Origin of the sequence: Mesorhizobium intechi (genome assembly GCF_002879535.1) — a bacterium.
Lineage (GTDB): Bacteria > Pseudomonadota > Alphaproteobacteria > Rhizobiales > Rhizobiaceae > Mesorhizobium > Mesorhizobium intechi.
In genome coordinates, this window is record NZ_PNOT02000225.1 from 1 (window position 1) to 21,520 (window position 21,520).

Annotated in this window: 22 protein-coding genes and 1 pseudogene; 13 read left to right on the forward strand and 10 right to left on the reverse strand. The window is 60.0% G+C overall.

Annotation, left to right across the window (positions count from 1 at the left end):
* Positions 1-1,008: hypothetical protein (locus C1D09_RS33205; RefSeq protein WP_167514681.1), on the forward strand; the 1,008-nt coding region annotated here is incomplete at its 5' end.
* A gap of 50 nt (positions 1,009-1,058) precedes the next feature.
* Positions 1,059-1,622: a DsrE family protein gene (locus tag C1D09_RS19635; RefSeq protein ID WP_143975875.1), complete on the forward strand. Its 564-nt coding sequence runs from the start codon at positions 1,059-1,061 to the stop codon at positions 1,620-1,622.
* Between the two features lie 360 nt (positions 1,623-1,982).
* Here the strand turns inward: C1D09_RS19635 and C1D09_RS19650 are convergent, their stop codons facing one another.
* The 6 genes from C1D09_RS19650 to C1D09_RS19675 all read right to left on the reverse strand — a co-directional run bounded on the left by C1D09_RS19650 (position 1,983) and on the right by C1D09_RS19675 (position 6,788).
* Positions 1,983-2,900, reverse strand: coding sequence for an NADP-dependent oxidoreductase (locus C1D09_RS19650; RefSeq protein WP_143975876.1), 918 nt, complete (start codon positions 2,898-2,900; stop codon positions 1,983-1,985).
* Positions 2,901-3,093: 193 nt separating this feature from the next.
* Positions 3,094-3,567, reverse strand: coding sequence for a DoxX family protein (locus C1D09_RS19655; RefSeq protein ID WP_143975877.1), 474 nt, complete (start codon positions 3,565-3,567; stop codon positions 3,094-3,096).
* A gap of 11 nt (positions 3,568-3,578) precedes the next feature.
* Positions 3,579-4,364 carry an HvfC/BufC N-terminal domain-containing protein gene (locus C1D09_RS19660; protein ID WP_143975878.1) on the reverse strand — a complete coding sequence of 262 codons (786 nt, stop codon included), beginning with the start codon at positions 4,362-4,364 and terminating at the stop codon, positions 3,579-3,581.
* Positions 4,351-5,385: an MNIO family bufferin maturase gene (gene bufB, locus C1D09_RS19665; RefSeq protein WP_143975879.1), complete on the reverse strand. Its 1,035-nt coding sequence runs from the start codon at positions 5,383-5,385 to the stop codon at positions 4,351-4,353. Before bufB ends, C1D09_RS19660 begins: the two co-directional genes overlap by 14 nt.
* Positions 5,386-5,427: 42 nt before the next feature.
* The gene (locus tag C1D09_RS19670) at positions 5,428-5,697 is read right to left on the reverse strand and encodes a BufA1 family periplasmic bufferin-type metallophore (RefSeq protein ID WP_143975880.1); all 270 of its coding nucleotides are present in this window, start codon (positions 5,695-5,697) and stop codon (positions 5,428-5,430) included.
* Between the two features lie 230 nt (positions 5,698-5,927).
* A complete protein-coding gene (locus C1D09_RS19675; RefSeq protein WP_167514682.1) occupies positions 5,928-6,788 on the reverse strand; it encodes a patatin-like phospholipase family protein in 861 nt (286 codons plus the stop codon).
* Between the two features lie 231 nt (positions 6,789-7,019).
* Here C1D09_RS19675 and C1D09_RS19680 point away from each other — a divergent pair, with 231 nt between their 5' ends.
* Positions 7,020-7,295 carry a hypothetical protein gene (locus tag C1D09_RS19680; protein WP_143975882.1) on the forward strand — a complete coding sequence of 92 codons (276 nt, stop codon included), beginning with the start codon at positions 7,020-7,022 and terminating at the stop codon, positions 7,293-7,295.
* Positions 7,296-7,488: 193 nt separating this feature from the next.
* Positions 7,489-7,764 carry a hypothetical protein gene (locus tag C1D09_RS19685; RefSeq protein WP_143975883.1) on the forward strand — a complete coding sequence of 92 codons (276 nt, stop codon included), beginning with the start codon at positions 7,489-7,491 and terminating at the stop codon, positions 7,762-7,764.
* A 7-nt stretch (positions 7,765-7,771) separates the two neighbouring features.
* Here the strand turns inward: C1D09_RS19685 and C1D09_RS34095 are convergent, their stop codons facing one another.
* The gene (locus C1D09_RS34095) at positions 7,772-7,900 is read right to left on the reverse strand and encodes a hypothetical protein (protein ID WP_281288600.1); all 129 of its coding nucleotides are present in this window, start codon (positions 7,898-7,900) and stop codon (positions 7,772-7,774) included.
* Positions 7,901-7,986: 86 nt separating this feature from the next.
* Here C1D09_RS34095 and C1D09_RS19690 point away from each other — a divergent pair, with 86 nt between their 5' ends.
* The 4 genes from C1D09_RS19690 to C1D09_RS19705 all read left to right on the forward strand — a co-directional run bounded on the left by C1D09_RS19690 (position 7,987) and on the right by C1D09_RS19705 (position 11,378).
* Positions 7,987-8,901 (forward strand): LysR family transcriptional regulator, encoded by a 915-nt coding sequence (locus tag C1D09_RS19690; protein WP_143975884.1) that lies wholly within the window; start codon positions 7,987-7,989, stop codon positions 8,899-8,901.
* Positions 8,902-9,094: 193 nt separating this feature from the next.
* Entirely contained in the window at positions 9,095-9,577 is a 483-nt protein-coding gene (locus tag C1D09_RS19695) for a cupin domain-containing protein (protein WP_143975899.1), read from the forward strand.
* 90 nt (positions 9,578-9,667) lie between these two features.
* The gene (locus C1D09_RS19700) at positions 9,668-10,870 is read left to right on the forward strand and encodes an MFS transporter (RefSeq protein WP_143975885.1); all 1,203 of its coding nucleotides are present in this window, start codon (positions 9,668-9,670) and stop codon (positions 10,868-10,870) included.
* A gap of 43 nt (positions 10,871-10,913) precedes the next feature.
* Complete coding sequence (locus C1D09_RS19705; RefSeq protein WP_143975886.1) at positions 10,914-11,378, forward strand: DUF302 domain-containing protein; 465 nt, start codon at positions 10,914-10,916, stop codon at positions 11,376-11,378.
* 65 nt (positions 11,379-11,443) lie between these two features.
* Here the strand turns inward: C1D09_RS19705 and C1D09_RS19710 are convergent, their stop codons facing one another.
* On the reverse strand, positions 11,444-12,355 hold the full coding sequence (locus C1D09_RS19710) for a LysR family transcriptional regulator (RefSeq protein WP_143975887.1): 912 nt from the start codon (positions 12,353-12,355) through the stop codon (positions 11,444-11,446).
* Between the two features lie 270 nt (positions 12,356-12,625).
* On the opposite strand from C1D09_RS19710, the gene C1D09_RS19715 reads away from it, so the two are divergent.
* The 4 genes from C1D09_RS19715 to C1D09_RS19730 all read left to right on the forward strand — a co-directional run bounded on the left by C1D09_RS19715 (position 12,626) and on the right by C1D09_RS19730 (position 17,138).
* On the forward strand, positions 12,626-13,408 hold the full coding sequence (locus C1D09_RS19715; protein WP_143975888.1) for a 3-hydroxybutyrate dehydrogenase: 783 nt from the start codon (positions 12,626-12,628) through the stop codon (positions 13,406-13,408).
* A 26-nt stretch (positions 13,409-13,434) separates the two neighbouring features.
* Positions 13,435-14,592 carry a patatin-like phospholipase family protein gene (locus C1D09_RS19720; protein ID WP_143975889.1) on the forward strand — a complete coding sequence of 386 codons (1,158 nt, stop codon included), beginning with the start codon at positions 13,435-13,437 and terminating at the stop codon, positions 14,590-14,592.
* Positions 14,593-14,626: 34 nt separating this feature from the next.
* Positions 14,627-16,021 carry an NAD(P)/FAD-dependent oxidoreductase gene (locus C1D09_RS19725; RefSeq protein ID WP_246135809.1) on the forward strand — a complete coding sequence of 465 codons (1,395 nt, stop codon included), beginning with the start codon at positions 14,627-14,629 and terminating at the stop codon, positions 16,019-16,021.
* Between the two features lie 412 nt (positions 16,022-16,433).
* Entirely contained in the window at positions 16,434-17,138 is a 705-nt protein-coding gene (locus C1D09_RS19730) for a peroxiredoxin-like family protein (RefSeq protein WP_143975890.1), read from the forward strand.
* Here C1D09_RS19730 and C1D09_RS19735 read toward each other — a convergent pair.
* Complete coding sequence (locus C1D09_RS19735; protein WP_143975891.1) at positions 17,122-18,027, reverse strand: LysR family transcriptional regulator; 906 nt, start codon at positions 18,025-18,027, stop codon at positions 17,122-17,124. The genes C1D09_RS19730 and C1D09_RS19735 overlap by 17 nt on opposite strands.
* 936 nt (positions 18,028-18,963) lie before the next feature.
* Between C1D09_RS19735 and C1D09_RS19740 the strand changes: the two genes are divergently transcribed.
* Positions 18,964-20,754 carry a hypothetical protein gene (locus C1D09_RS19740; protein ID WP_143975892.1) on the forward strand — a complete coding sequence of 597 codons (1,791 nt, stop codon included), beginning with the start codon at positions 18,964-18,966 and terminating at the stop codon, positions 20,752-20,754.
* Here the strand turns inward: C1D09_RS19740 and C1D09_RS19745 are convergent.
* A pseudogene (locus tag C1D09_RS19745) lies at positions 20,751-21,516 on the reverse strand (IS5 family transposase). The gene C1D09_RS19740 and the pseudogene C1D09_RS19745 overlap by 4 nt on opposite strands.
* Between the last annotated feature and the right edge of the window lie 4 nt (positions 21,517-21,520).

Consider the following 21,520-nt stretch of genomic DNA (forward strand, 5'->3'; position numbering starts at 1 on the left):
AGCTTGAACTTTGAAGAGATATTCCAGCGCATCGTAGGCGCGTTCACTGAAATTTTGATCAGCACGACGAGGAGTGTTATTGTCGCGATCTGCGATGTAGTTAGACTAGCCATCAAGGCGCTCTCTTCGATCCTTAATGCTCATATAGACATCCCGGTAATCACGTGGCTCTACGAAAACATAGTCGCTCCGGGAAGCAAGCTGACGATCCTTGACGTGAGTTGCCTGATCGCGGCCATTCCTGCGACGGTAATGTGCAAGCTGGCCTTGGACAGGGCGCCGTTCTCAAGCGCGGCGGCGCAGACGCTCTGCCAAGCGGAGTCTTTCGAGGCATTCATGGGCGCCATTCGGGCCGAATTTGGTGGTGCTCCGCACAAGCTGCTGACATCAGGAAGCAGTTCGCCCGGACCACTGCCGTGGCTGGCAACATGTATTTTTTCTTTCATTGCGGCGGGGTCAAGGCTTTTGACAGCTGTGATGGCGGGTGTAACGTCATTCCTGTCTGGAAAAACCCTAAAATACGCGAAATTGTTCTCAACAGTTCTAAAGGCATGCACCTATGTTGTATCAGTCATTACCACGATGACTGCTATTGCAAAGGATGAAATCGTAAGTGTAATTGAGCGTATGGTACTACTCGATCTCGCATTTCTTGTTTTTCTCTCTCTTGCATCTGTAGCTGCGGAAGAGGCGGCGCAAGACGGAATCGCGATAACAGAAGCTTTCTTAGGGCTGGTCGGGTTCATAGCCGTCTGCGTCAACTTTACCATTGCTTCTATCGTCGAAAAAGATGTCTCAGAGACGCAGAGAGGGCTTAAGTTCGCCATGGTTGGCTCGATGTTCCTGGCGGTGATCGCAGCACCTCCTCCTTCGTCTAAGAAGGACGCCCCAGAGTGGTTCGCTGTCGCAAAGGCGTTGCAGGTATTCTTGCTTTTTTCATCGTCTATCTTCAATCTAACACGATCGATAATGTCATCGAAGAACAAGATTCCTTACATCGATATATAAAGCATCGTAGACGCGCAGTGAGCACCCAATCTTTGGTTTGGAGAGCATTCATGAAAATTCGACAACTATGGCTTCGAGCGAGACGAAAGCCATGCTCATGGAGAATTATCGTCAAGCCCACCGCCGCGACGGGCATTCTATTCGTGCTGTTGGCTGGTACTCAGGCTTTCGCCGGGGGAGCAACCGAGCAGAATGGTCTCACGATCGATATCCCAGCAAATATCAAGGAAGCGAAGGTGGTTCTCAATATCAGTCGGCCGGCCTTCGAAGGCGACGAACCCGCGGGGCTATCTTATGTCCGCGTGATGAGCAGCCGCTTCCAACAAGACGGCGTGAAGGCGGATATCATCGCGGTGTTTCATGGTGAATCCGGCTACATGCTTCTCGATGACGATACTTATGATCGAGTGCGTAAATGGCAGGACGGCAATCCCTACAAGAAGCAGATCGCGGAATTTCAGAAACTGGGCGTCCAGTTCGAGGAGTGCGGCAAGACGATGGTGGACAATCATTGGGTAAATGCCGACATGCTGCCTGGCGTGAAGATCAACGCCGGCGCAAACTTTCGCGTCATTGAACTTGTCCAGCAGGGTTACACGCAACTGCAGCCTTAAGGCCTAAGCGACGTCACGACCAACTGCGTTTGGCACATAGCGCCAGGATGCGCCGCAGTTCTTCTGCCGTCTCTCGCGGGCTCTCGGCAGTCAATCGACGCAACGCTTCAAGCTCCCGCGTGGGGCCTGTAGCTCAATGGTTAGAGCCGGCGGCTCATAACCGCTTGGTTGGGGGTTCGAGTCCATACGACCCACCATTGTCGTTATTTATCAATTGCTTACGAGTCGGTTCGCCGAAGTCGATTCAAGAAACCGATCCAGCCACTCACCCATCCCTGGCGCTGGAAGGCCTCGCACGGGTTCGTGCGGCAATCGGTGAATGAAAGGGGGCGCATCCGCGATGCGCCCACAGCCGCCGGCTTACGGACGAACGCGGATGACTGTCTTCCCCGAACGTCGCTCGGTCGCGTTGAAGGTGGCGACGGCATCGTCAAGCGCCGAGACTTTGCCGACATTCGTCCGCAGCCGTCCGTCCCGTATCCGTTGGATGATCTCACCCAGTTGGGCACGATCGGACTCGACCACAAAGTCGATCGAGAGGCCGTCCGTGGGGCGCGACTGAGCCGGGCCGACGACGGTCACAAGCGTTCCTCCGGTTCGGACGAGGGCAGCGGACCGCTTCTGAATATCGCCGCCGATGACATCGAAGACCAAGTCGACTCCCCCCACGTCATCCAGGTCGTCATTCTCAAGGTCGACGAATTCATTCGCGCCGAAATCGACCGCCTTCTGACGATCGGCGCCGCGCCCGGTGCCGATGACATAAGCGCCGGCCTCTCGTGCGAGTTGCGTCACCATCGAACCGACTGCCCCCGCCGCGCCGTGAGCGAGGACGCTCTGCCCCGCCTGAAGGCGCCCATGCTGGAACAGTCCCTGCCAAGCGGTCAGGCCCGAGATTGGCAGGCTCGCGCCCACCGTGAAGTCGACGTCGCCTGGCAGCGGCGCGAGGTTGCGTGCCTCCATGGCCACATACTCTGCCAATGTGCCGTCTCGATACCAGTCCGCCAGACCGAATACCCGCTGTCCCACCGACAGCCCCGTGGTGCCATAGCCGAGGGCGGTGACCACGCCGGCCAATTCGTGCCCGAGGATCGAGGGGGTCCGGTCATGGTGGCGGCGATCGGTCCAGGTCGAAGGCCACTCCAGCTCGGTCGGGACGAATCCCGACGCATGAACCCGAACGACCACGTCGTTTATCGCTGCCTGCGGCTCGGGCCGCTCCACCAGCTTCATCCCGGCAATCCCGGCAGCCTGGTCCGCTACGACGATAGCCTTCATCGGAGATGTCTCCCTTGATCATCTGTCACGTGGCGGTGGCAGGTAGATATTGTCCGCTCTGGCCACTAACCAGGACCAAGATAGCCGGGTCGCCGCACACCAAGCTCGACCGTACTGCAAGGACGCCGCTGGCGGCTTTCGGACCAGGCGCCGAGTGAGGCGCTTCCTGAGAGACAGTCATCGCGGCTGCAAGTCAATTGCTGATGCGGAAGAAACGCTCGAACACTCTGTCCAATGAGACGGGGCCAGCCCCGCGCGTCAGCACAAGCAGCAGCAGCGATGCCCACATCAGGTGCTCCGCCCAGTTCTCCGGGTAGACGAAGAGTTGGATGACGCTCACGACGCCGAGCAGCATCAGGGCGGCCAGGCGCGAGAATAGCCCAAAGAAGATCAGCACCGAGCCAGTCAGTTCGGCGGCTGTCGCTAGCGGTGCCGCGATCGACGGGTCTATGAACGGCAGGTTGTATTCGTTGGCGAACAGCTGCAGCGTCACCGGCCAAGATGCCAGCTTGCTCTGCGCCGACTGCCAGAAGACATGTGCGACAGCCACGCGTGCGGCGAGCTGGACCAGCGAGAACGGAATGTGCTCGGGCAGCTTGATGATGCTCCTGTAGCGGCCGACTAGGCCGGCCGGGTTGGACAAGGAATGCTCTGATATTGAGGTCATCGGTGTCTCCATCAGTTTGAGAAGGGGCGCGGGCATACCCGCACATCCGTGACGAGGCCATCGCCGAACAGACGCACGAGCGCGGACACGAGATCGAATGAGGGATCGTGAGCGAGGGCACGGCTTGTGGCGTGTTCGAGCCCTAGGCCGTGCTTCAGCGAATGCTGGAAGGCAAAGTTCGCGCGATCCAGAAGAGCTAGACGAACGTTGTCTCCGGCCCGCCACAACGCCACGCGTTGAGGGCGCCTTATCCAGGCACTCTGCTGGTCGATCGCTGCCTCTTGCTGATGCGCCGTCCAAACGGACAGGATAGACCAGTGCGACACGATCAGCCGCAGCGAGGGCTGCAGCACGATATCGGGGGAAGGTCCGAGATTGGTGCTGTCATATTCAGACAAGGTCCGCGACGGCAGGCAAGCCGCGTCAAGTGCCTCTGCAATGGTCCATTCGAGCCGTGCCGTCTCGGCCACGATTGGCATGTCGGAAAGTGTATCGATCGTTTTCAAGAAGCGCGGGAAGCCGGCACCATAACGTGCCAGCCGCGACTCCACCGGCGGATGCCGTCGAATAAACTCGCTCGCCACGAAACGGAAGAAACGCTCGTCGACGAGGCGGACGGTGACGGGAAACACCGCCATCAGCACCGCGGTGAGCGAGCTGCGGGTGTTGTTCTGGTAGACGCGTAGGCGGGCGAGCGGATCGGCCGTGCCGGCGGTCAGCATTTTTGCGGCGATCAGCGGTTCCACGGCCAGCACCGAGCGCGCCATGGTGGTCTGGAGATGCTCAAGCGGCAGCATGGTATTGCTCCTCGATTGACGCCGGCGTTGCAGAGACGGAAGGTCCGGCGCTCCTGGCGGCGGCAAACGCTGCAAGCACGGGCATGCTCGTAGTCGGCTCATTGTCGACAGGAAGTCGGATCGGCGTTGATCTATGTCCCGCCGATTGGTTGCGTCTCACTGCCTGCTTGCGGTTGAACATGATCGAAGCGGAGAGCATGTCGGCCCACATGGCTTCGCCGAGCAGCACATCGAGAACAGGAACATCGGTGTCCCATTCGATCAGGGTAGGGCGCGGTCCAAGCCGGCTTATGGCGTGCTGGTAGAGCGTCCAGACGACCGGCGGCACGCGTGAGCCATGGTCGTCGATGAGCACTGTGTCGGCGCCGACCTGGTTTGTGGCATGTCCAGCAAGGTGGATTTCGCCAATTGAATCAGATGGTAACGAGTCGATAAAGGCTTCTGCATCATATTGGAGGTTGTGTGCCGAGACGTAGACGTTGTTGACATCCAGCAGTAAGCCACACCCGGTTCGTTCGACCAGTTCGGCCAGGAATTCCGCCTCGTTCATGGAGGAGTCCGCAAAGGCGATATAGGCGGAGAGATTTTCGATCAGGACGCGGCGCTTCAGCGTGTCCTGGACCGTTTCGACATTGCGTGCGACGATCGCCAACGCCTCTTCATCGTAGCGCAGAGGCAGCAGATCGTTCAGGTAGGCGCCGTCAGCCACGCTCCAGGCCAGATGCTCCGAAACGAGATCCGGCTGGAAGCGCTCGCAGACCTTGCGCAGCCTTTGGAGATGGTCGTGGTCCACGCCCCTTGCGCTGCCAAGGGACAGGCCTACCCCGTGGACCGACAGCGGGTAGGTTTCGCGCAGCCTCTCCAGCGCTTCAACGCCGGCGCCGTCCCCCATGTAGTTTTCGGCATGGACTTCGAGCCAACCCGCGGAAGGCCGCCGCGAGAGCATTTCCTTGATATGCGGCGAGCGAAGACCGATGCCCGCGATAGCGGGGATCGTGAGGGACTGAAACGCAGGGGTCATCGATCTGCTCCGTTGTAGAGGTTGGCTCGAAGTCAGGATTGCTCAGGCTTTCGGCTTGACGCTGCCGCCGGCGATCTTGGCGCAGCTGCCGGCGGGCACGTAGAGCCACGAGTCAGGCTGGTTGTCGGCGGTCGAGGTACCAGCGCATGAATGCGTCGCGGTCTGGCAGTCGTTCTGGCCAGCCTTGACGACGCCATAGCACTTTTCGAAGGTGAAGTTGGGCTGGGCGGCCGGGCCGCTATAGGCGGCGGTTGCGGCCAGGGAAGTGGCGGCCGCGAGGGCCGAACCGATGAGGGTTTTGGTGTTGATCACGGTCGTATCTCCTGCTTTCGTTTTGAGAGGAAAGACCGGCCATGCGGCCTGTCTGCAAGCAGTGTCCCCGATCAAGCGGCCGAGCTGAAATGCTGTCTCGGCATGGATTTGATACGTGGTCACTATGTCGAAGTCCGTGGCAAGCAAAAGCCCTCCGGCGGGGAACCGGAGGGCTTAGGGGCCTGCGTTCGTGCGAGCGAGGCAGGCGCGACTAGGCGGGAAGGAAGCGCCTAGACGTATCGACCTTTTTTCTCGACGCCGAAGCGGTCGCCCGCAAGGAAATGATCGGCCATAAGCCAGTCCTCAACCTTCTTGCGCCCTCTGTCGCGCATGGCGGTCAGTTCACCCCAGTCGGTCCAGGGCCTTAAGAACATCGTTGCGCCAGCCCGGTGCGCACTGTCGAAGATGGTCTGTGTCCGGCCCAAATTCGAGGCGCCAGGAATGGCGGCGACACAGTGATCCGAACAGGGCGGCATGGACCTCGAGGGCTTGCCGGCGATGACCAACTGAGCACCAGGTTCAGCGGACTTGAGCGATGGCAAAAACGAACTGTCGCCGTCACCCCAGTAGGTGTCGCCATCAATCTCAACGGCCGGGAACAGGAATGGGACCGTGGCGGCCGCCAGGATAATGTCGATCGACAATTCGTCGCTTGGGAAAACTTTCACAGCATCGGTGCGGGCATTGGAAGCCAGGATGCTGAGTTTCACAGGACAAGTCTTCTTGCGGATCTCCGCAATTTCGATCGTGTGCTCCAGGATCGATCTAAGAGGGCTGGCCCTATCTGCCATCACCATCGACGCGTGACTGACGCGTCGCCAGAAATTGGTGAGTGCCGTGCGCGCGCCACGCTGGCCCCCCAGGGCCACGCCGTAAGCGAGAACCGCCGCCTCCATGGCGCCGAATCCGGATGCTGTAATGTTGCCGAAGCAGAGGTCGGGCTGATCCAGCAAGCGGTCGAGCACGCCCCAGACAAAAGCGCCGTGTGCATCGCTTGCCACGACAATGTCGACAGATCGCCGGTCGTCCATCGCACGGCCTGCGCCAGTAGCGGCGGTTCGGTCGGTTTCGATCCCGGTCTGGATATGCATCGTCTGGTCTCCATCCCATAAACGCCGCCAGGGCATTTGATGAAGAGACTGCCGCATCATTTGCTCTTGGCGAAATGCCAAGGTGGCATGAACTCCATAGGTAGATTGCATTGGTCGCCACCGCGTGCGCGTCGCAAGGTTTGCCAGCCAGGCAAATCAGGGTGGTTGGTTGTTTTGACCAGCACCACGACTGTTGCCTGGGCAATTGATCGACAGCCAAGGGAACGCGTCATGAAAATACGAGCCTTGTATCTGGGGGCGATTGCTCTCGGTCTTCTTGCGGGAGGCGCGTCCGCCGATCCCCTCACTGACCTGGCATCTTTCCCGTCGTTCTACAAAGATGCCGGGATGAAAACGATGAAGCCGATGCCCGCTTTCAAAAAGGCGTGGCGAGCCACGCCAAAGCAAGATCGGGCCGCAATGAAGAAGGCGTGCAACGACCCGGCGATGAGCAAGGCCCATGCGCCGTTCTGTGCAAACGTGCTGGCGCTGGGTGGCGCCAACTAGGCGCAAGTCCAGGCCATCGGTGCCTGGATGCAAAACCGGCATAAACTCCATACGCAGATGGCATTGGCAACTCCCACACCGATTGCAGCAAAGTCCATCTCGGCAAGGAGGAACCGCAGAGTTTTAAATTGCTGCCGATAATTGCCGCGGTCGTCGATGGGACGACTGCTCAACTCCAGAGAAGGATCTTACCATGAATATCAAGGCCATCTGCCTCGGCGCTCTTGCACTTTCCGTCCTGAGCGGCGTTACGTTCGCCGGCGCGCTCGACGAACCCGACAACATGCAGCCTTTCTTTACCGACTCCAGCATGAAGACGATGAAATCGGATGCCGACTTCAAAGCGGCCTGGGGCGCTATGCCAAAGGAAAAGCAGGAGGCCATGAAGAAGGAATGCAACGACGCAGCGATGAGCAAGCCTCATGCGGAATTCTGCGTGAAGGTGCATCTGATTGGCGGCAACAGCTGAGCGTCATTCAGCCTTCCAGATTGGAGACGAGCGCGATGGCGGGCAGGTTGCTCGCCATCGTCGTTTCTGAAGGGACGTTCCAACCGATGCCGCTGGCGGGATAAATCGACCCATGACGGGCGGCTATCGACTTCATAGCCGCGGTGCATTGGCATGGTTGGATGGTTTGCGGCAGGCTCCATCGGCAAAATGCGCACCTAGGCAGTTGAGGGACAGATCGGCATGGACATTCATCACATCCGCTACTTCCTTGCCGTCTGCGAGACGCGAAATTTCACGCGCGCCGGCGAGAAGTGCAATGTGACCCAACCCGCGCTATCGCGCGCCATCCAGCAGCTTGAAGACGAGGTCGGCGGCCTGCTGTTTCGCCGTGAACGGAACCTGACCCACCTCACTGATCTGGGCGTCCTGCTTCGACCGCGTTTCCAGCAGATCCTCGACGAACTGACCGGTGTTCGGCAGGAGGCGTCGAGGTTTTTGTGTTTGGAGAACGCCAACCTCAAGGTTGGCGTCATGTGCACCATCGGGCCACGCCGCTTCACCGGCCTGCTGGCCGACTTCAACCGACGCCAGCAGGGCATTCAGCTGCAACTGGTCGAGGGGGTGCCGGCGTCGCTGTGCCAACTTCTTGAATCAGGGGAAATCGACGTCGCCATAATGGCGTCGAGCAACAGCTTCCCAGATCGGTTCGATGTGACCCCGCTTTATCGCGAACGTTTCGTCCTGGCCTTTCCGAACGGGCATCGGCTGGCGCGGAACGACAATGTCGCCATCTCCGAGCTCGACGGTGAAAACTATCTCAGGCGTCTCAACTGTGAGTATCGCGATCACCTCGCCGGACTGTGCACCGACCGTGGCGTGAAGCTCAGGATATCCTACGCCAGCGAGCGCGAGGACTGGATCCAGAACATGGTTTCAGGCGGATTGGGAATCTGCTTCATCCCCGAATTCAGCGCGGTGATCCCGGGCTTGCAAGTGCGGCCCGTCATCGATCCTGAGGTCTGGCGGGAAGTGTCGCTGGTGGTCGTGGCGGGGCGCAGATTCTCGCCGGCGGCATCTGCCTTCGTCAACAGCGTCAAGGCGCATGGCTGGCCGGAAAGCGCCATAGCCCAGGCAATCCGCAAGACCGCCGCCTGAAGCAAAATCCAAGAAATGTCGGCACGACGTGGCATGTGTTGCCATTCGTCTGCGTGCAGCCATGATGGCTCACGATAGTTTTCAGGTATCGTATCGAAAACCAGTCAGCATTTCTCTTTCTTCGCAGCTTCGATCACTCTCCCTGTCATGCCCCGCCTCCCGCGTTTGGGCACCGACAAAGGAGAAATACAACATGGCCACCAAGAACATCAACCTCGCGCTTGCGGTTGGTCTGCTTTCCGCAACTGCCGCTTTTTCGGCTGGTCCGGCCTTCGCCGGCGACTGCCCTGCCGGCCAGGCGGCCACGAGCGACATCCAGGAGCATCCCAGCAAGCCGGTCGGCGTTGTCGACACGGTTCTCTCCGCGATCGACCTGAGCAGTAAGGGCGAGGCCTGGAAAGGCAACATGCTGCGCCTGCGCAAGCTCGTCGTTCAGCCCGGCGGCGTCGTGCCGTGGCATGAGCACAATGTTCGCCCCGCCAACATCCTGATCGTAGAAGGTTCGATCACCGAATATCGCAGCACCTGCAAGGTCGGCATCGAGCATCCGGCAGGAGACGTCACCGCCGAGTTCGGCCAGCTCGCACATTGGTGGAAGAATAACGGCAAGGTGCCTGCGGTCCTCTACTCGGCCGACGTCCTGCCGCCGGCAATGCACGACGACCACATGATGTAGCCGCGCTTCGCGGTCAGCAAATTCCAGCATCAGCAACTGAGAGTGCGTCCTCAGGCATTCGCCTGGGGACGTGTGGCACGGAGCCTTGTCATGACGACCAGCGAACAGACTGAACCGACGCGGCTCCGCATGGTTGCGGCTGACAGCTGGCGCTTCGGCCTGATCGCGCTGATCGCGTTTCTTACGCTTGTCGATCTCTTCGCCACCCAGGCCATCTTGCCTTCGCTGGTGATCAAATTCGGTGTTAGCCGCGCGACTATGGGTTTTGCCGTGAACGCCAGCACGTTCGGCATGGCTGTGGCCGGAGTAGCGGTGGCGCTTTTCGGCAGGAACCTCGATCGCCGCAATGGCATCTGGATCAGCCTCGCGGTGCTTGCGATCCCGACGACGCTTCTATCGCAGACCGACAGTATCTTGGTCTTCGCCTTGCTGCGTGTTGCCCAGGGCTTGTGTATGTCGACCGCGTTCACACTGACGATGGCTTACTTGGCTGAGCATCTTTCTGCTCGGGAGACGACCAACGCCCTTGCGGCCTATGTGACCGGCAACGTCGCCAGCAATTTCTTCGGCAGGCTGATGTCGGCCGCCGTCGCCGATACCTTCGGCATCTCCACCAACTTCCTCACGTTCGCCGCCCTCAACCTTATTGGCGCAGCTCTTGTCTGGTTCACGCTGCAGAAGACATCCGCAATGACGCGCGCCGCCGCGACAGGCGAGTCTGGTCGCGCGGCATGGAAGGGGCCGCTGGGCAACGCTGAACTACGCGCCTGCTTCGTGATCGGCTTCCTGATCCTCTTCGTCTTCATCGGCACTTTCACCTATGTGAACTTCCAGCTCGTCACCGCGCCGCTGTCGCTGTCGCCGATGGCGCTGGGGCTGGTGTATTTCGTCTTCCTGCCTTCCATGCTGACCACACCTCTTGCCGGGCGGGTTGCAGCGAGGCTCGGGCCAAGGATCGGGATCGGTGCAACACTTGCGTTGGCCATCCTGGGCTTGCTTCTGCTTCTGGCGAGCAGCCTGCCGGTGGTGCTCGTGGGAATGGCGTTGGTCGCCATTGGCACCTTCCTGGCACAGGCAATCGCCACCGGGCATGTTAGCAGGACCGCGTCACGTGACCGCGCCGCCGCGAGCGGCATCTATCTCGCATCCTACTATGCAGGCGGGCTCGCCGGCAGCTTCGTCATTGGACAGGTCTACGACCGGATCGGCTGGACCGCATGCGTGACGGTGCTCGCCGCAGTCCTGGCTTGCGCCATCGCGGTGGCGCGCGTGCTGCAAACGCCAAGGACCTGAGACCGAACGACCAAAACTAGGCAAATCCAACAAGGAGACTGACATGAACAGCTACATGAGGACCATGATTGCCGGCGCCGCCGTGCTGATGGCCGTCGTCGTCCCGGCGGCCGCTTCGGATGGTGTCGTCACGGTAAAGAGCGACTACTCGGTCGCCGAGACCGTCGCCCGCATCAGGAAGGATGTCCTCAAGAAGGGCATCAAGTTCTTCGGCGTCATCGACCAGGCAAAGCTCGGCAAGGACGCCGGCAACGACGTCAAGCCGTCGCGGCTGGTGATGTTCGGCAACCCGGCGCTCGGCACGACCTTCATCACCTCCAATCCCGAGGCCGGTCTCGACTGGCCCGTCCGCGTCCTGGTCTACCAGACCTCGGATGGAACGGTTTATGCCGCCTACAGTGATTTTGCCTGGATCGCCAAGCGGCATGGCATCACCGACCGCGAGGCCCAGTTCAAGATGGCAACCGAAGTCATCCAGTCCGTGACCTCGACGATCAAAAAGAATTGAGTGCGGATGAGGCGAAGGGGATCCGCCGCCCGTCATTACGAGGCGAGCCTGTTTCTCGCGAGAGGCTACTCGGCGGCGGACAATGCCATCGCCCGCCCGCCGAACCACCTTTTCTGCGTAGCCTCGCGCACCAGCGCGCCAACCGCTGGGGAATGCCTGCGGCCGCGCACGGTGACAAGATTGACCTCGCGCCAGAATTCCGGGTCGGTGATCGGTAGGGCCACCACTCCGGGATGCTTGGCGGTATGCTCCGGCATGAAACCAAAACCAAGACCGGCAGCGATCATCGCGAGTGTCCAATCGTCGCGATCGCTCCAGTAAACGGGGCTGACGGTAACGCCTTGTTCAGAGAGAACGGCATCGGCATAGCCGGCAAATTCGCAGTTGTTGCGGTGGATGTAGCTTTCATTGCTCATGTCTCTCACTTGCACGTTACGCTGGTTGGCGAGGCGATGGGTCAGATGGACGGCCATCACCATCTGCTCGCGGAAAAGCGGCAAGGAGTGCACTTCTTCGTCGGACGCGTTCGACGGCAATGCATAGATAGCGGCCTCGAGATCACCCTCTAGAAGCCGTCGGCGCAAGCTCGGCGCGTCGGCATCGCAAAGATGCAGCTCTACGCCCGGGTGATGGGCGCGGACGGACGATATGAGCTCTATGATCTCGTCGGGAGCGATTGTGCTCATGATACCGACCCTGAGCGGGGTCTTCTTCAAATGCACGTATTGCTCGGCAATCTGCTTTGCCTGGCGAGAGTTCTCGAAAACACCCTCGAGATAGGTCTCGACCATGCGGCCTAGCTCCGTCAGGTGTGTGAAGCGTCTCTCACGATGAAAAAGGGCGCCGCCAAATTCATCCTCAAGCAGCTTGATGGCGCGTGAAAGCGCGGGCTGCGTCACGTTGCACTCCTCCGCCGCCCGGGTGAAGTTCAATTCCTTCGCGACGGCCAAGAAATATCTGACCTGGCTGATCTCCACGGCAACTCCCCTCGACGGGCGAGCATACGGCACCACCCGTGTTGCGGCTCAATCTTACTAGCTGCCCCAACGTCAAACAACCCAGCCTTCAGGTCTACATCGTCGCCGCATCGGTCAGACCGTCGGCTATCGAATCCATGTCTCAACGGCATTTCCGCTGCTTCGGGCTGCTCGCCATACTTGATCAGGATTTCTGACCTGGGCGCGAAGACCGTTGCCCGCAGTGGCTGCAGAATGGCTCTGCCGCGCCTCCAACAGAAGGACACGACGATGCTCAGAGGAAAGACGGCGCTGATAACAGGCTCGACCAGCGGCATCGGCCAAGGCATTGCCGAAGCTTTCGCGGCCAAGGGCTGCAACATCGTTCTCAATGGCTTTGGCGATGCCGATGAGATCGAGCGCCTGCGGGCAAAGCTGGCCGCCGACCACAAGGTGACCGTTCGCTACGACAATGCGGACATGAGCAAAGGCGATGCAATCACGGCGATGATGGACAAGGCCATCGCAGAATTCGGGGCGATCGACATCCTGGTCAACAACGCCGGCATCCAGCATGTGGCGCCGATCGACGACTTCCCGATCGAGAAATGGGAAGCCGTTGTGGCGATCGATCTGATGTCGTCGTTCTACACGATCCGGCGCGCCCTGCAGGCGATGAAAGAGCGCAAATGGGGCCGCATCATCAACGTCGCTTCGGCCCACGCCCTCGTCGCCTCACCATACAAATCCGCCTACGTCGCAGCCAAACACGGCGTTGCCGGCCTGACCAAGACGGTGGCGCTGGAAGTGGCCGAGCAGGGCATCACGGTCAATGCGGTTTGCCCCGGCTACGTGCTCACCCCGCTGGTGGAAAAACAGATACCGGACACGGCCAAGGCGCGCGGGATCACCGAACAGCAAGTGATCAAGGATGTGCTTCTGGCCGCACAGCCGACCAAGCAGTTCGTAACGGTCGAGCAGGTTGCGTCGCTCTGTCTGTTTTTGGCCTCGGACGATGCGGCCTCGATCACCGGCGCCATCATGCCGATCGAAGGCGGCTGGACTGCCCACTGAAACCGGCAAGGAGGAACGCAAACGCCATGAACAAGATCTCTCGAAATCCCTCGACGTCGGAACCCGTGCCGGAGGCCGCTCGTATGGCTGAGGGTTCGGTCAAGCGACAGACCGTATTGGTGTTGCAGGGCGGCGGCGCTCTCGGCGCCTATCAGGCGGGCGTCTACCAGGCCCTCGTCGAGGGCGGGGTCGAACCGGACTGGGTCATCGGCACCTCGATCGGCGCCATCAACGCGGCACTGATCGCCGGAAACGAACCGCAGGACCGCCTGCCGAGGCTGCGCGAGTTCTGGGATGGCGTCGGCCGCAGCAGCCCGCTCGACGAGTTTTTCCGGATGATGGTTCCGAGCAACATCTTTGCCAATATGGGCACGGTGATGCGCGGCATACCGGGGTTCTTCGCACCGAACCCAAGCGCTATGTTCGGGGTCAATCGCGAAGTCGGTGTGGAGAATGCCTCCTACTACACCACGGATCCCCTCAAGCGGACGCTGGACAATTTGATCGACTTCGATTGCCTCAACAGGCGCCATACGCGGCTGACCGTTGGCGCGGTCAACGTCAACACTAGCGAACTCAAATACTTCGATACCCGTGAGATGACGCTGTCGGCGGCGCACATCATGGCGTCGGGCGCCTTGCCACCGGCCTTCCCGGCAGTCTGCATCGACGGCGAGCCCTATTGGGACGGCGGCATCTATTCGAACACGCCCATCGAGGTCGTCCTGGACGAGCGCCCACGGCGCGACGCGCTGATCTTTGCCGTCAACATGTGGCAGCCGCGCGCGACGGAGCCGAAATCGATCTGGCAGGTCATGGGGCGGCAGAAGGATCTCCAATATGCCAGCCGCGGCAGAAGCCATGTGGCGCGACAGGAGCAACTGCATCGCCTGCGGCATGTCGTGCGCGAAATGGGAAAGCTGGTTCCCGAGGAACAGCGCGAGGATCCGATGTTCAAGGAACTCGCATCCTATGGCTGCCCCTCTGTCATGCATCTCGTTCGGTTGCTTTCGCCACGCCTGGATGGCGAGGACCACACCAAGGACATCGACTTCACGCGCGCCGGCATCCGCACGCGCTGGCAGGCGGGATACGAACATGGCCAGCGCGTGCTCTCGGAAAAGCCGTGGGAGTGCGAGGTCGACATGCTGCAGGGCATCGTCATCCACGAATCGCAGGAATGACCGGCCAGCGCCCCGGAAACGACGGAGAATACCGATGCAGATCATCACCCCCGGCATGCGGCTCGTCCCCGAGGCAGTGCTTGCCAACGACGCGGCTCTTTTCCGCGCGATTCCGGAGACACGTTCCCATGCGGACACATCACTGCATCGCGTGGTCATCGTCGGCGGCGGCGCGGGCGGGCTGGAGCTGGCGACGCGTCTTGGCCGCAAGTTCGGCAAGCGACGGCTTTCCGTCACGCTGGTCGACCGCAACCGCACCCATATCTGGAAGCCGCTGCTGCATGAGGTGGCATCGGGCGCCTTGAACGCGTCACACGACGCTGTCGAATACATCGCCCATGCCAGCCGTCATCACTATCGATACCGCATCGGTGAAGTCGTGGGCATCGACCGCGCCAGGCGCCAGGTCTTTGTCGCGCCCAGCTTCGACGATGACGGCCGGCAGGTCATCCCGCCGCGCGTGCTGGGCTACGACACGCTGGTCATGGCTGTCGGCAGCGTCAGCAACGATTTCGGCACGCCGGGCGCCGCGCGCCACGCCATTTCGCTGGATACGGCGGAGCAGGCCGCCCGTTTCAACAAGCGCATGATCGACGCGTGCCTGCGCGCCAACGCGCAATACGAGCAGCTGTCGCCCGGCCAGCTCCATTGCGTCATCGTCGGCGCTGGGGCCACCGGCGTGGAGCTGGCCGCCGAACTGCACAAGTCGATGCGGGAAATTGCATCGCACAATCTCGACAATATCGACTTCGAAAGACTGATCCGGATCACGATCGTTGAAGCGGGCCCGCGGATCCTTCCGGCCCTGCCGGAGCACATCGCGCAGGCTTCTGCACGTCTGCTCGTCAAGCTCGGCGTGCAGATACGGTGCGGCATCAAGGTCAGCGAGGTGACGGAGGACGGCGTCAGGCTCGGCGAGAAATTGTTCGTGCCGGCCGAGCTCGTGGTCTGGGCGGCCGGGATCAAGGCCCCGGATTTCCTGAAAAAGCTCGATGGCCTCGAAACGGATCGCATCAACCGCCTGGTCGTGGATGAGACACTCCAAGCCGGGGAGGACGAAAACGTGTTTGCAATCGGCGACTGCGCAAGCTGTGTTCTGCCTGGCGGAGGCGACCCATTGCCGCCGCGCGCTCAGACCGCCCATCAGCAGGCCGATCACCTGGTCGAGGTGATTGCCGCGCGCCTCGAGGTACGGGCCGCGCCGGCTTTTCGCTATCGAGACTATGGATCCCTTGTTTCGCTCGCCGACTACGACTCATTCGGCAGCCTGATCGGCGGGCTGAAGATTGAAGGTCTGCTCGCCCGGCTGGTTTATCGCTCGCTCTACAAACTGCATCTCAAGGCGGTGCACGGCCTCGCGAAGACCACCCTGGATTCGATTGGCGAGATGGTGGCGAGGCGCACCAGGTCTCGGATCAAGCTTCATTAGCGCGGAGGGGAGAGCAGGGGCTTCGCGTCACGGTCCACATCAATGACATGCAAGACTGGCTGTCAGCGAGAACCGTGCAGAGAACCTTGCGTGGTCGAAGATCACTGTCGAGGAAAGCGCGGACAGGGTCGTCGTCTACACCGTAGGCCACGCGGCGAGAGTTGATCCATGTCCTCGCGCTCGCCATGAAGCACGGTATCAGGGCACCGCGACTGGCCGACATGGTCCACGGCTTCCCGACTTTTTCCGCGGACATCAAGGACATGTTGTAACGCGCAGGTCGGAGGCGGCGAATAGAACGTGAACGTGGCATGCTACGATGCTAGCGCGGCATCGAAACCATGCAGGAAAAACATGGCAATCGCCTGGGGGCTTCAGTGATAGGCTGGGTCCGACGCGTGAAAGTGCAGAGATGGCCGCCGACGACCAGGCAATGACATTCGAACAGTCCGTTCAGGCCGCCATCGAACTTGATGCGCCTCTCAACGAACGGTTGGCCGTGATTGCCGCGGCGGTTCGTCGTCTGAATCCCGAATTCGCGGACGCAGTGGACCGCCTTGTGGCTCGCTTGGAACAACAAGGGGCGGGGACAACGGTGCCTGCTCCCGGCGAAGTGATGCCTGCATTCCTGCTGCCTGACGACGAGGGCAAGCTGGTTGGTTTGGCCGAAATCCTGCGCCAGGGGCCAGCCGTAATCACCTTCCAGCGCGGGCATTGGTGTCCTTACTGTCGGCTGAACGCGATCGGCATCGTCGAGGCCCAGCACGAGATTGCGGCGCTGGGTGGCCTTGTCGTGGCGATCATGCCCGAGCGGCGCAGATTCGCCAAGGCGATGAAGGCCGCGGTCGGGGCCACGTTCCCTTTCCTGACGGATATGGACAATGGCTACGCCTTGTCTCTCAACCTTGCCATCTGGATCGGGGCGGAGATGGAGCGGTTGATGGGCGTTGCCTATGATCTTCCAAACTACCAGGGCAACGCCAGTTGGTTCCTTCCGATCCCGGCGACCTTCATCGTTGGAACGGACGGGATCATCACGGATCGCTTCGTCGATCCCGACTACCGTCGGCGGATGGACATCGATGACCTGATCGCGGCGCTCAGGCGGGCTCGCTGACGCCGAAGGACGACCAGTCGGCCGACCTCAACAGGTTGAGCAGCGTCATCGCGACTGGAGAACGGTGCCTGCCCGCAACCGCGTAGACGGAAACGGTTCGGGAGACGTCGAGACCACGAAGCTTGAGCCGGCGCGTATTCGCAGACCGCGGCGCCGTGAGCGAAACAAAGCCAATTCCAGCGTTGGCCTCCAACAATGCAAGCAGATCCTGGTCGGTCTCGACTTCGTGCGCGGTTCGAGGTGAATAGCCTTTTGCGGAAAGGCACCGCGACAATTCCTCGCTCGTCTCCCAATCGATCCGGCTGAGTACAGGTTCCGCGGCAAGCTGGTTAAGCTCAACGTCGACTTCATTGCGGCGGGCCAGCGGATGGTCGGAGTTGACGGCGAGTTCGATCCCCTCCTGGAACAGCGGCCATACGTCGAGGCGATCCCAGGCCGGCCCCAGCGGGCCGGCAACGGCCAGCTCGGCGCCACCGTCTTTCAGCGCATCTGTCACGGCACTTGGCGAACCTCGGCTGATCTTGAGGTGCGCTCCTGGATAGGCACGGAAAAGCTCAGAAAACGGTGAGACCAGCAACGCGATGTTGACACTGTTGGATATGGTCACGTTGAGCGGCGCGACCTCGCTGCTTTGCACTGCCTTGGCCAGTGATTTGGCGGAAGTGGCAGCGTCATAGCATTGCTGCAGCAGCGGCAGCATGCGCCGGCCAAGCTCGGTCAGATGAGAATGCTGGCGTTCGCGGCGGAGGAGTTCTCCGCCGAGCTCCTCTTCGAGCGTCTTGATCGCACGCGTCAACGCCGGCTGAGTGACGTTGCATTCCTCGGCCGCCCTGGTGAAATTCAGCGTATTGGACAGGGCCAAAAAATAGCGGACCTGCTGCATCTCCATGAATTCGCCCCCTCAGCGAAATGGTCTTTCAGCGCTTGCGCATATTGGTAGGCTAACGCAATCTAGCGGTTTCGGCAAAGCATGGCCAATCTGGACATCCACTTTGGCAACGCCAGGACTGAGACTTGCCGGTTCCGGCCCCCAACCGGTCGCCCCTAGCCTGATCGGAGAACTTATCTCTTCGGACGCTGCCTAGGTTCGCCAGACCACACGAGATCATAGGTAGGATATGGGTTGGCCAAACCTCCGCCAAACCATTGATCTTCCTTGGAAGTCCCACACCCTCAGCGACTAACGTGATCGCGACTTTTCAATAGGTTACGAGCCAGTTCGCCGAGGTCGCTTCAACAAGCCGGTTCAGCCGCTCACCACGCCCGTTTGTCGGCTGCTGAATGCTAGCTTTGCGCCCTCACGGCGGTCGTTAAGATCAGACTGCCACCGGCCTGAAAGCCGACGCTGTGGGCCACGCCCCAGAAAATGTCTTCAATCTTATCGCTTGGCGACCCCCAAGCTGCCCCGTGGTCCAGAGCCTTGTGGATTCTCGACTGGCAAGCAAAGCTCGTCGAGACCTATATCATCTCGTAGGGCTGCTCTAGGATCGCGCACGGGAACGGCTGCGGAATCTTGCCTCGCCCTCTTGCGGCAGCCTTGGCGCAAGCGCCGCCGAATACTGGCCTTCATATCTTCACGGCATGCTTCATGTTCGTATGTCCGAAACCATGCCCATCAGCAGCGTCGATGAAACAAACGGATGAGAATATTGCGGAGCGGTAACCCAACGGCGGTATTTCGCCGAGTCCCGGGCTTTGATGCGCGACCGCTTATCCTGTCAGCGTCAGAGCTTGCAAATCCCGTCACTTTACACAAAACTTGACCATCGAGGCCAGTCATCCGGGGGATGTCGGTTAGTCAATTCAAAAATGAGGATGCTAGGCGATGTTTGCAGTCATACGCGCTCATTTTACGACCACTCCAGCGAGCGACGTCTGGTCCGACGCCGAAATGCGGAACTGGCTTGACCCTACAATACCTTACAGCGTCGCCCATTATTGGTCCCAAACATCTTTCTCGCAAATCGATTTAAGTTATCAGCTGTTGCCGATACTTCAGCTTGCTGACCCACGCAATGACCCGAATTTCGGCACGTCGGCCCGGGACCGGCTTGTGAATGCTGTCCTCGCCGGGGCCACTAACGAGTGGGACCCAGATTGGTCGACTTTCGCCCACGTCGTTATCTGGTTTCCTGCCGCGATAGATCTTCACGGCGGCGGCAGCTACAGCGTCAAACGCAAGGACGGAACCGGCGGACGAAGCATCGTCGTCGCGGTCGTCAACAAGGGTGCGCGGTTCGACACGATCTGTCAGGAGTTTGGGCACAATTTCGGATTTCAGCATGAACGAAATAAAGCGGGAGGCGAATACGGCAGTCCCTATTCCACGATGAGTTCCGCTAAATTCCCCGATAACGCCTTCGAGCGCCCTGCCTCTCCACAGCTTCCGGCAGGTCTTGCGCCTTTCGACGGCAACCCTCCGCCTACGACGGATGTCATGCGCATAGCCGGTCCGTATGTTACCCCCTTGCAGTTCTTCGTGAATCGGACCGGAGACTTCGTGCATGCCGATTCGGTTGAAGAGCTGCCCGCCACATTCCAAGATGCCCACATCAACGTATACCTCCGAGCGCTCGATGTAGGAGTAACGTCTTGGCCAACACGCCGTAAGGTCTTGGCAGTCGTTCCGCCCGCATACGGGGACGCAAATGGATATGGAATCGAAATTCGCAGACCGCGCGAGTACGACCAAGGTCTCAACGCGGCTCCAGCACCCGGTATTTCAGGTGTCGCAGGCGCCGTGATTCATTCTTTTGATCCTTCCACCAAACTCATTACCTATGTTGGTTGCATACCGTTTGCTGGCCTTGAAGGTGATCGAGATTATCGGATCGGAAATTTGGTCATCCGACTCAACAATTTCAACGACGACTCCGATTTTGCGAGCGTTACTGTTGGTGGGCCTAAATTGGGCAAAGCCACGATTCAGTTCGCACCGGCGCAGATCTCGTCAACCGTTACTTACACGACAGATTGGGAGTGGGTGTATGCAACTCCGTGCACAATGTTTCCTGAAAGCTCTTACGCCCAGCGCAGCCACCTGAAATCCACCAAAGTCGTCCTGGCGGCTCTCTCTCAGGGGTATGAACAGCCGGGATACGTTTGGACAATTAATGACGTGGCAGTTGACCCTGCGCAGACCAGTATGGAAGTTTCGGTCAATGTGCGGTCCGGCGATCCAGGTCGTGAAAGCATCACCGTAAAGTATCGAACCATAGATAACCGCCTGGAGTTCGAATCCGATGCGCCGTATTCGGAGTTCAGCCTGAGTGTGTCTGCAACGGTGAGCGAAACGCTAACCGCCGCTGCCGCGTCCACCCCCGCTCGCTCCGTATCAACAGACGTTACATTCCAGAATATAGAGATTGAATGGTCGCTGCCCTACCTCGAAAAAATGGTGCAGTGCTGGCGCGAGCACATCTACCAGTGGACCCCCGAGGACATGTTCGGCATTCCCACGGGCAACGGTGCCGTTGCCGTCAAAATGCGCCAGTTCCAACAGCTCCACGACCACCTACTGGGGACCAATCCTGAACTCGCGGAAACTCTCACGAGAGAAGTGCTGAAACTCGGAAATATTACCAGGGATGATCTTTTTGCCCGGCCTGGCCCCTAGGACGTAGACTCATTACCGCGTAGCCAGATGCGGATTGCGACGAGTTTGAGGGCGGCAAGGTAGTTCTCAGCCAGCTTGTCGTATCGGGTTGCGATACGACGGAATTGCTTGGCTTTGTTGAAGAAGCGTTCGACGAGGTTGCGCGCCTTGTAGAGGAAGGGGCTGAAGCAGATCGCGTCCTTGCGGTTGGCCTTGGGCGGAATGTTGGCCCATGCCTTTCGCTCGGTGACAGCATTGCGCAAGGCGTTGGCATCATAGCCCTTGTCGGCGAGTAGTATGGCACCCTCCGGCAATTCCTTGATCAAGTCCGCTGCGGAGGCGATGTCACTCATCTGGCCTGCCGCGAGCGTCAGCTTGATCGGCCTGCCTTGGGCGTCGACAAGAGCATGGATTTTGGTTGTCAGCCCGCCTCGGGAACGACCGAGACAATGATCTCGATCCCCCTTTTTGCCGTTGCGCCCTGCTGATGGACGCGAACAATGGAGGTGTCGATCATCTGCACCGTGCCGTCATGGCTTTGGTGATGGCATCCATGAGACGGTCCCACACACCTGCTTTCCGCCATCGGACGAAGCGATTGTAGCAGGTGGTGCGCGGGCCGTATCGCTCCGGCAGATCTCGCCATGGCGCACCCGATCGCAGCACCCAGAAGATGCCGTTCAGCACCCTGCGGTCGTCAACGCGCGGCACTCCTCGCGGCTTGTTGGGCAACAGCGGCTCGATCGCGCGCCATTCGAAGTCGGTCAGGTCATATCGGCTCATGTGG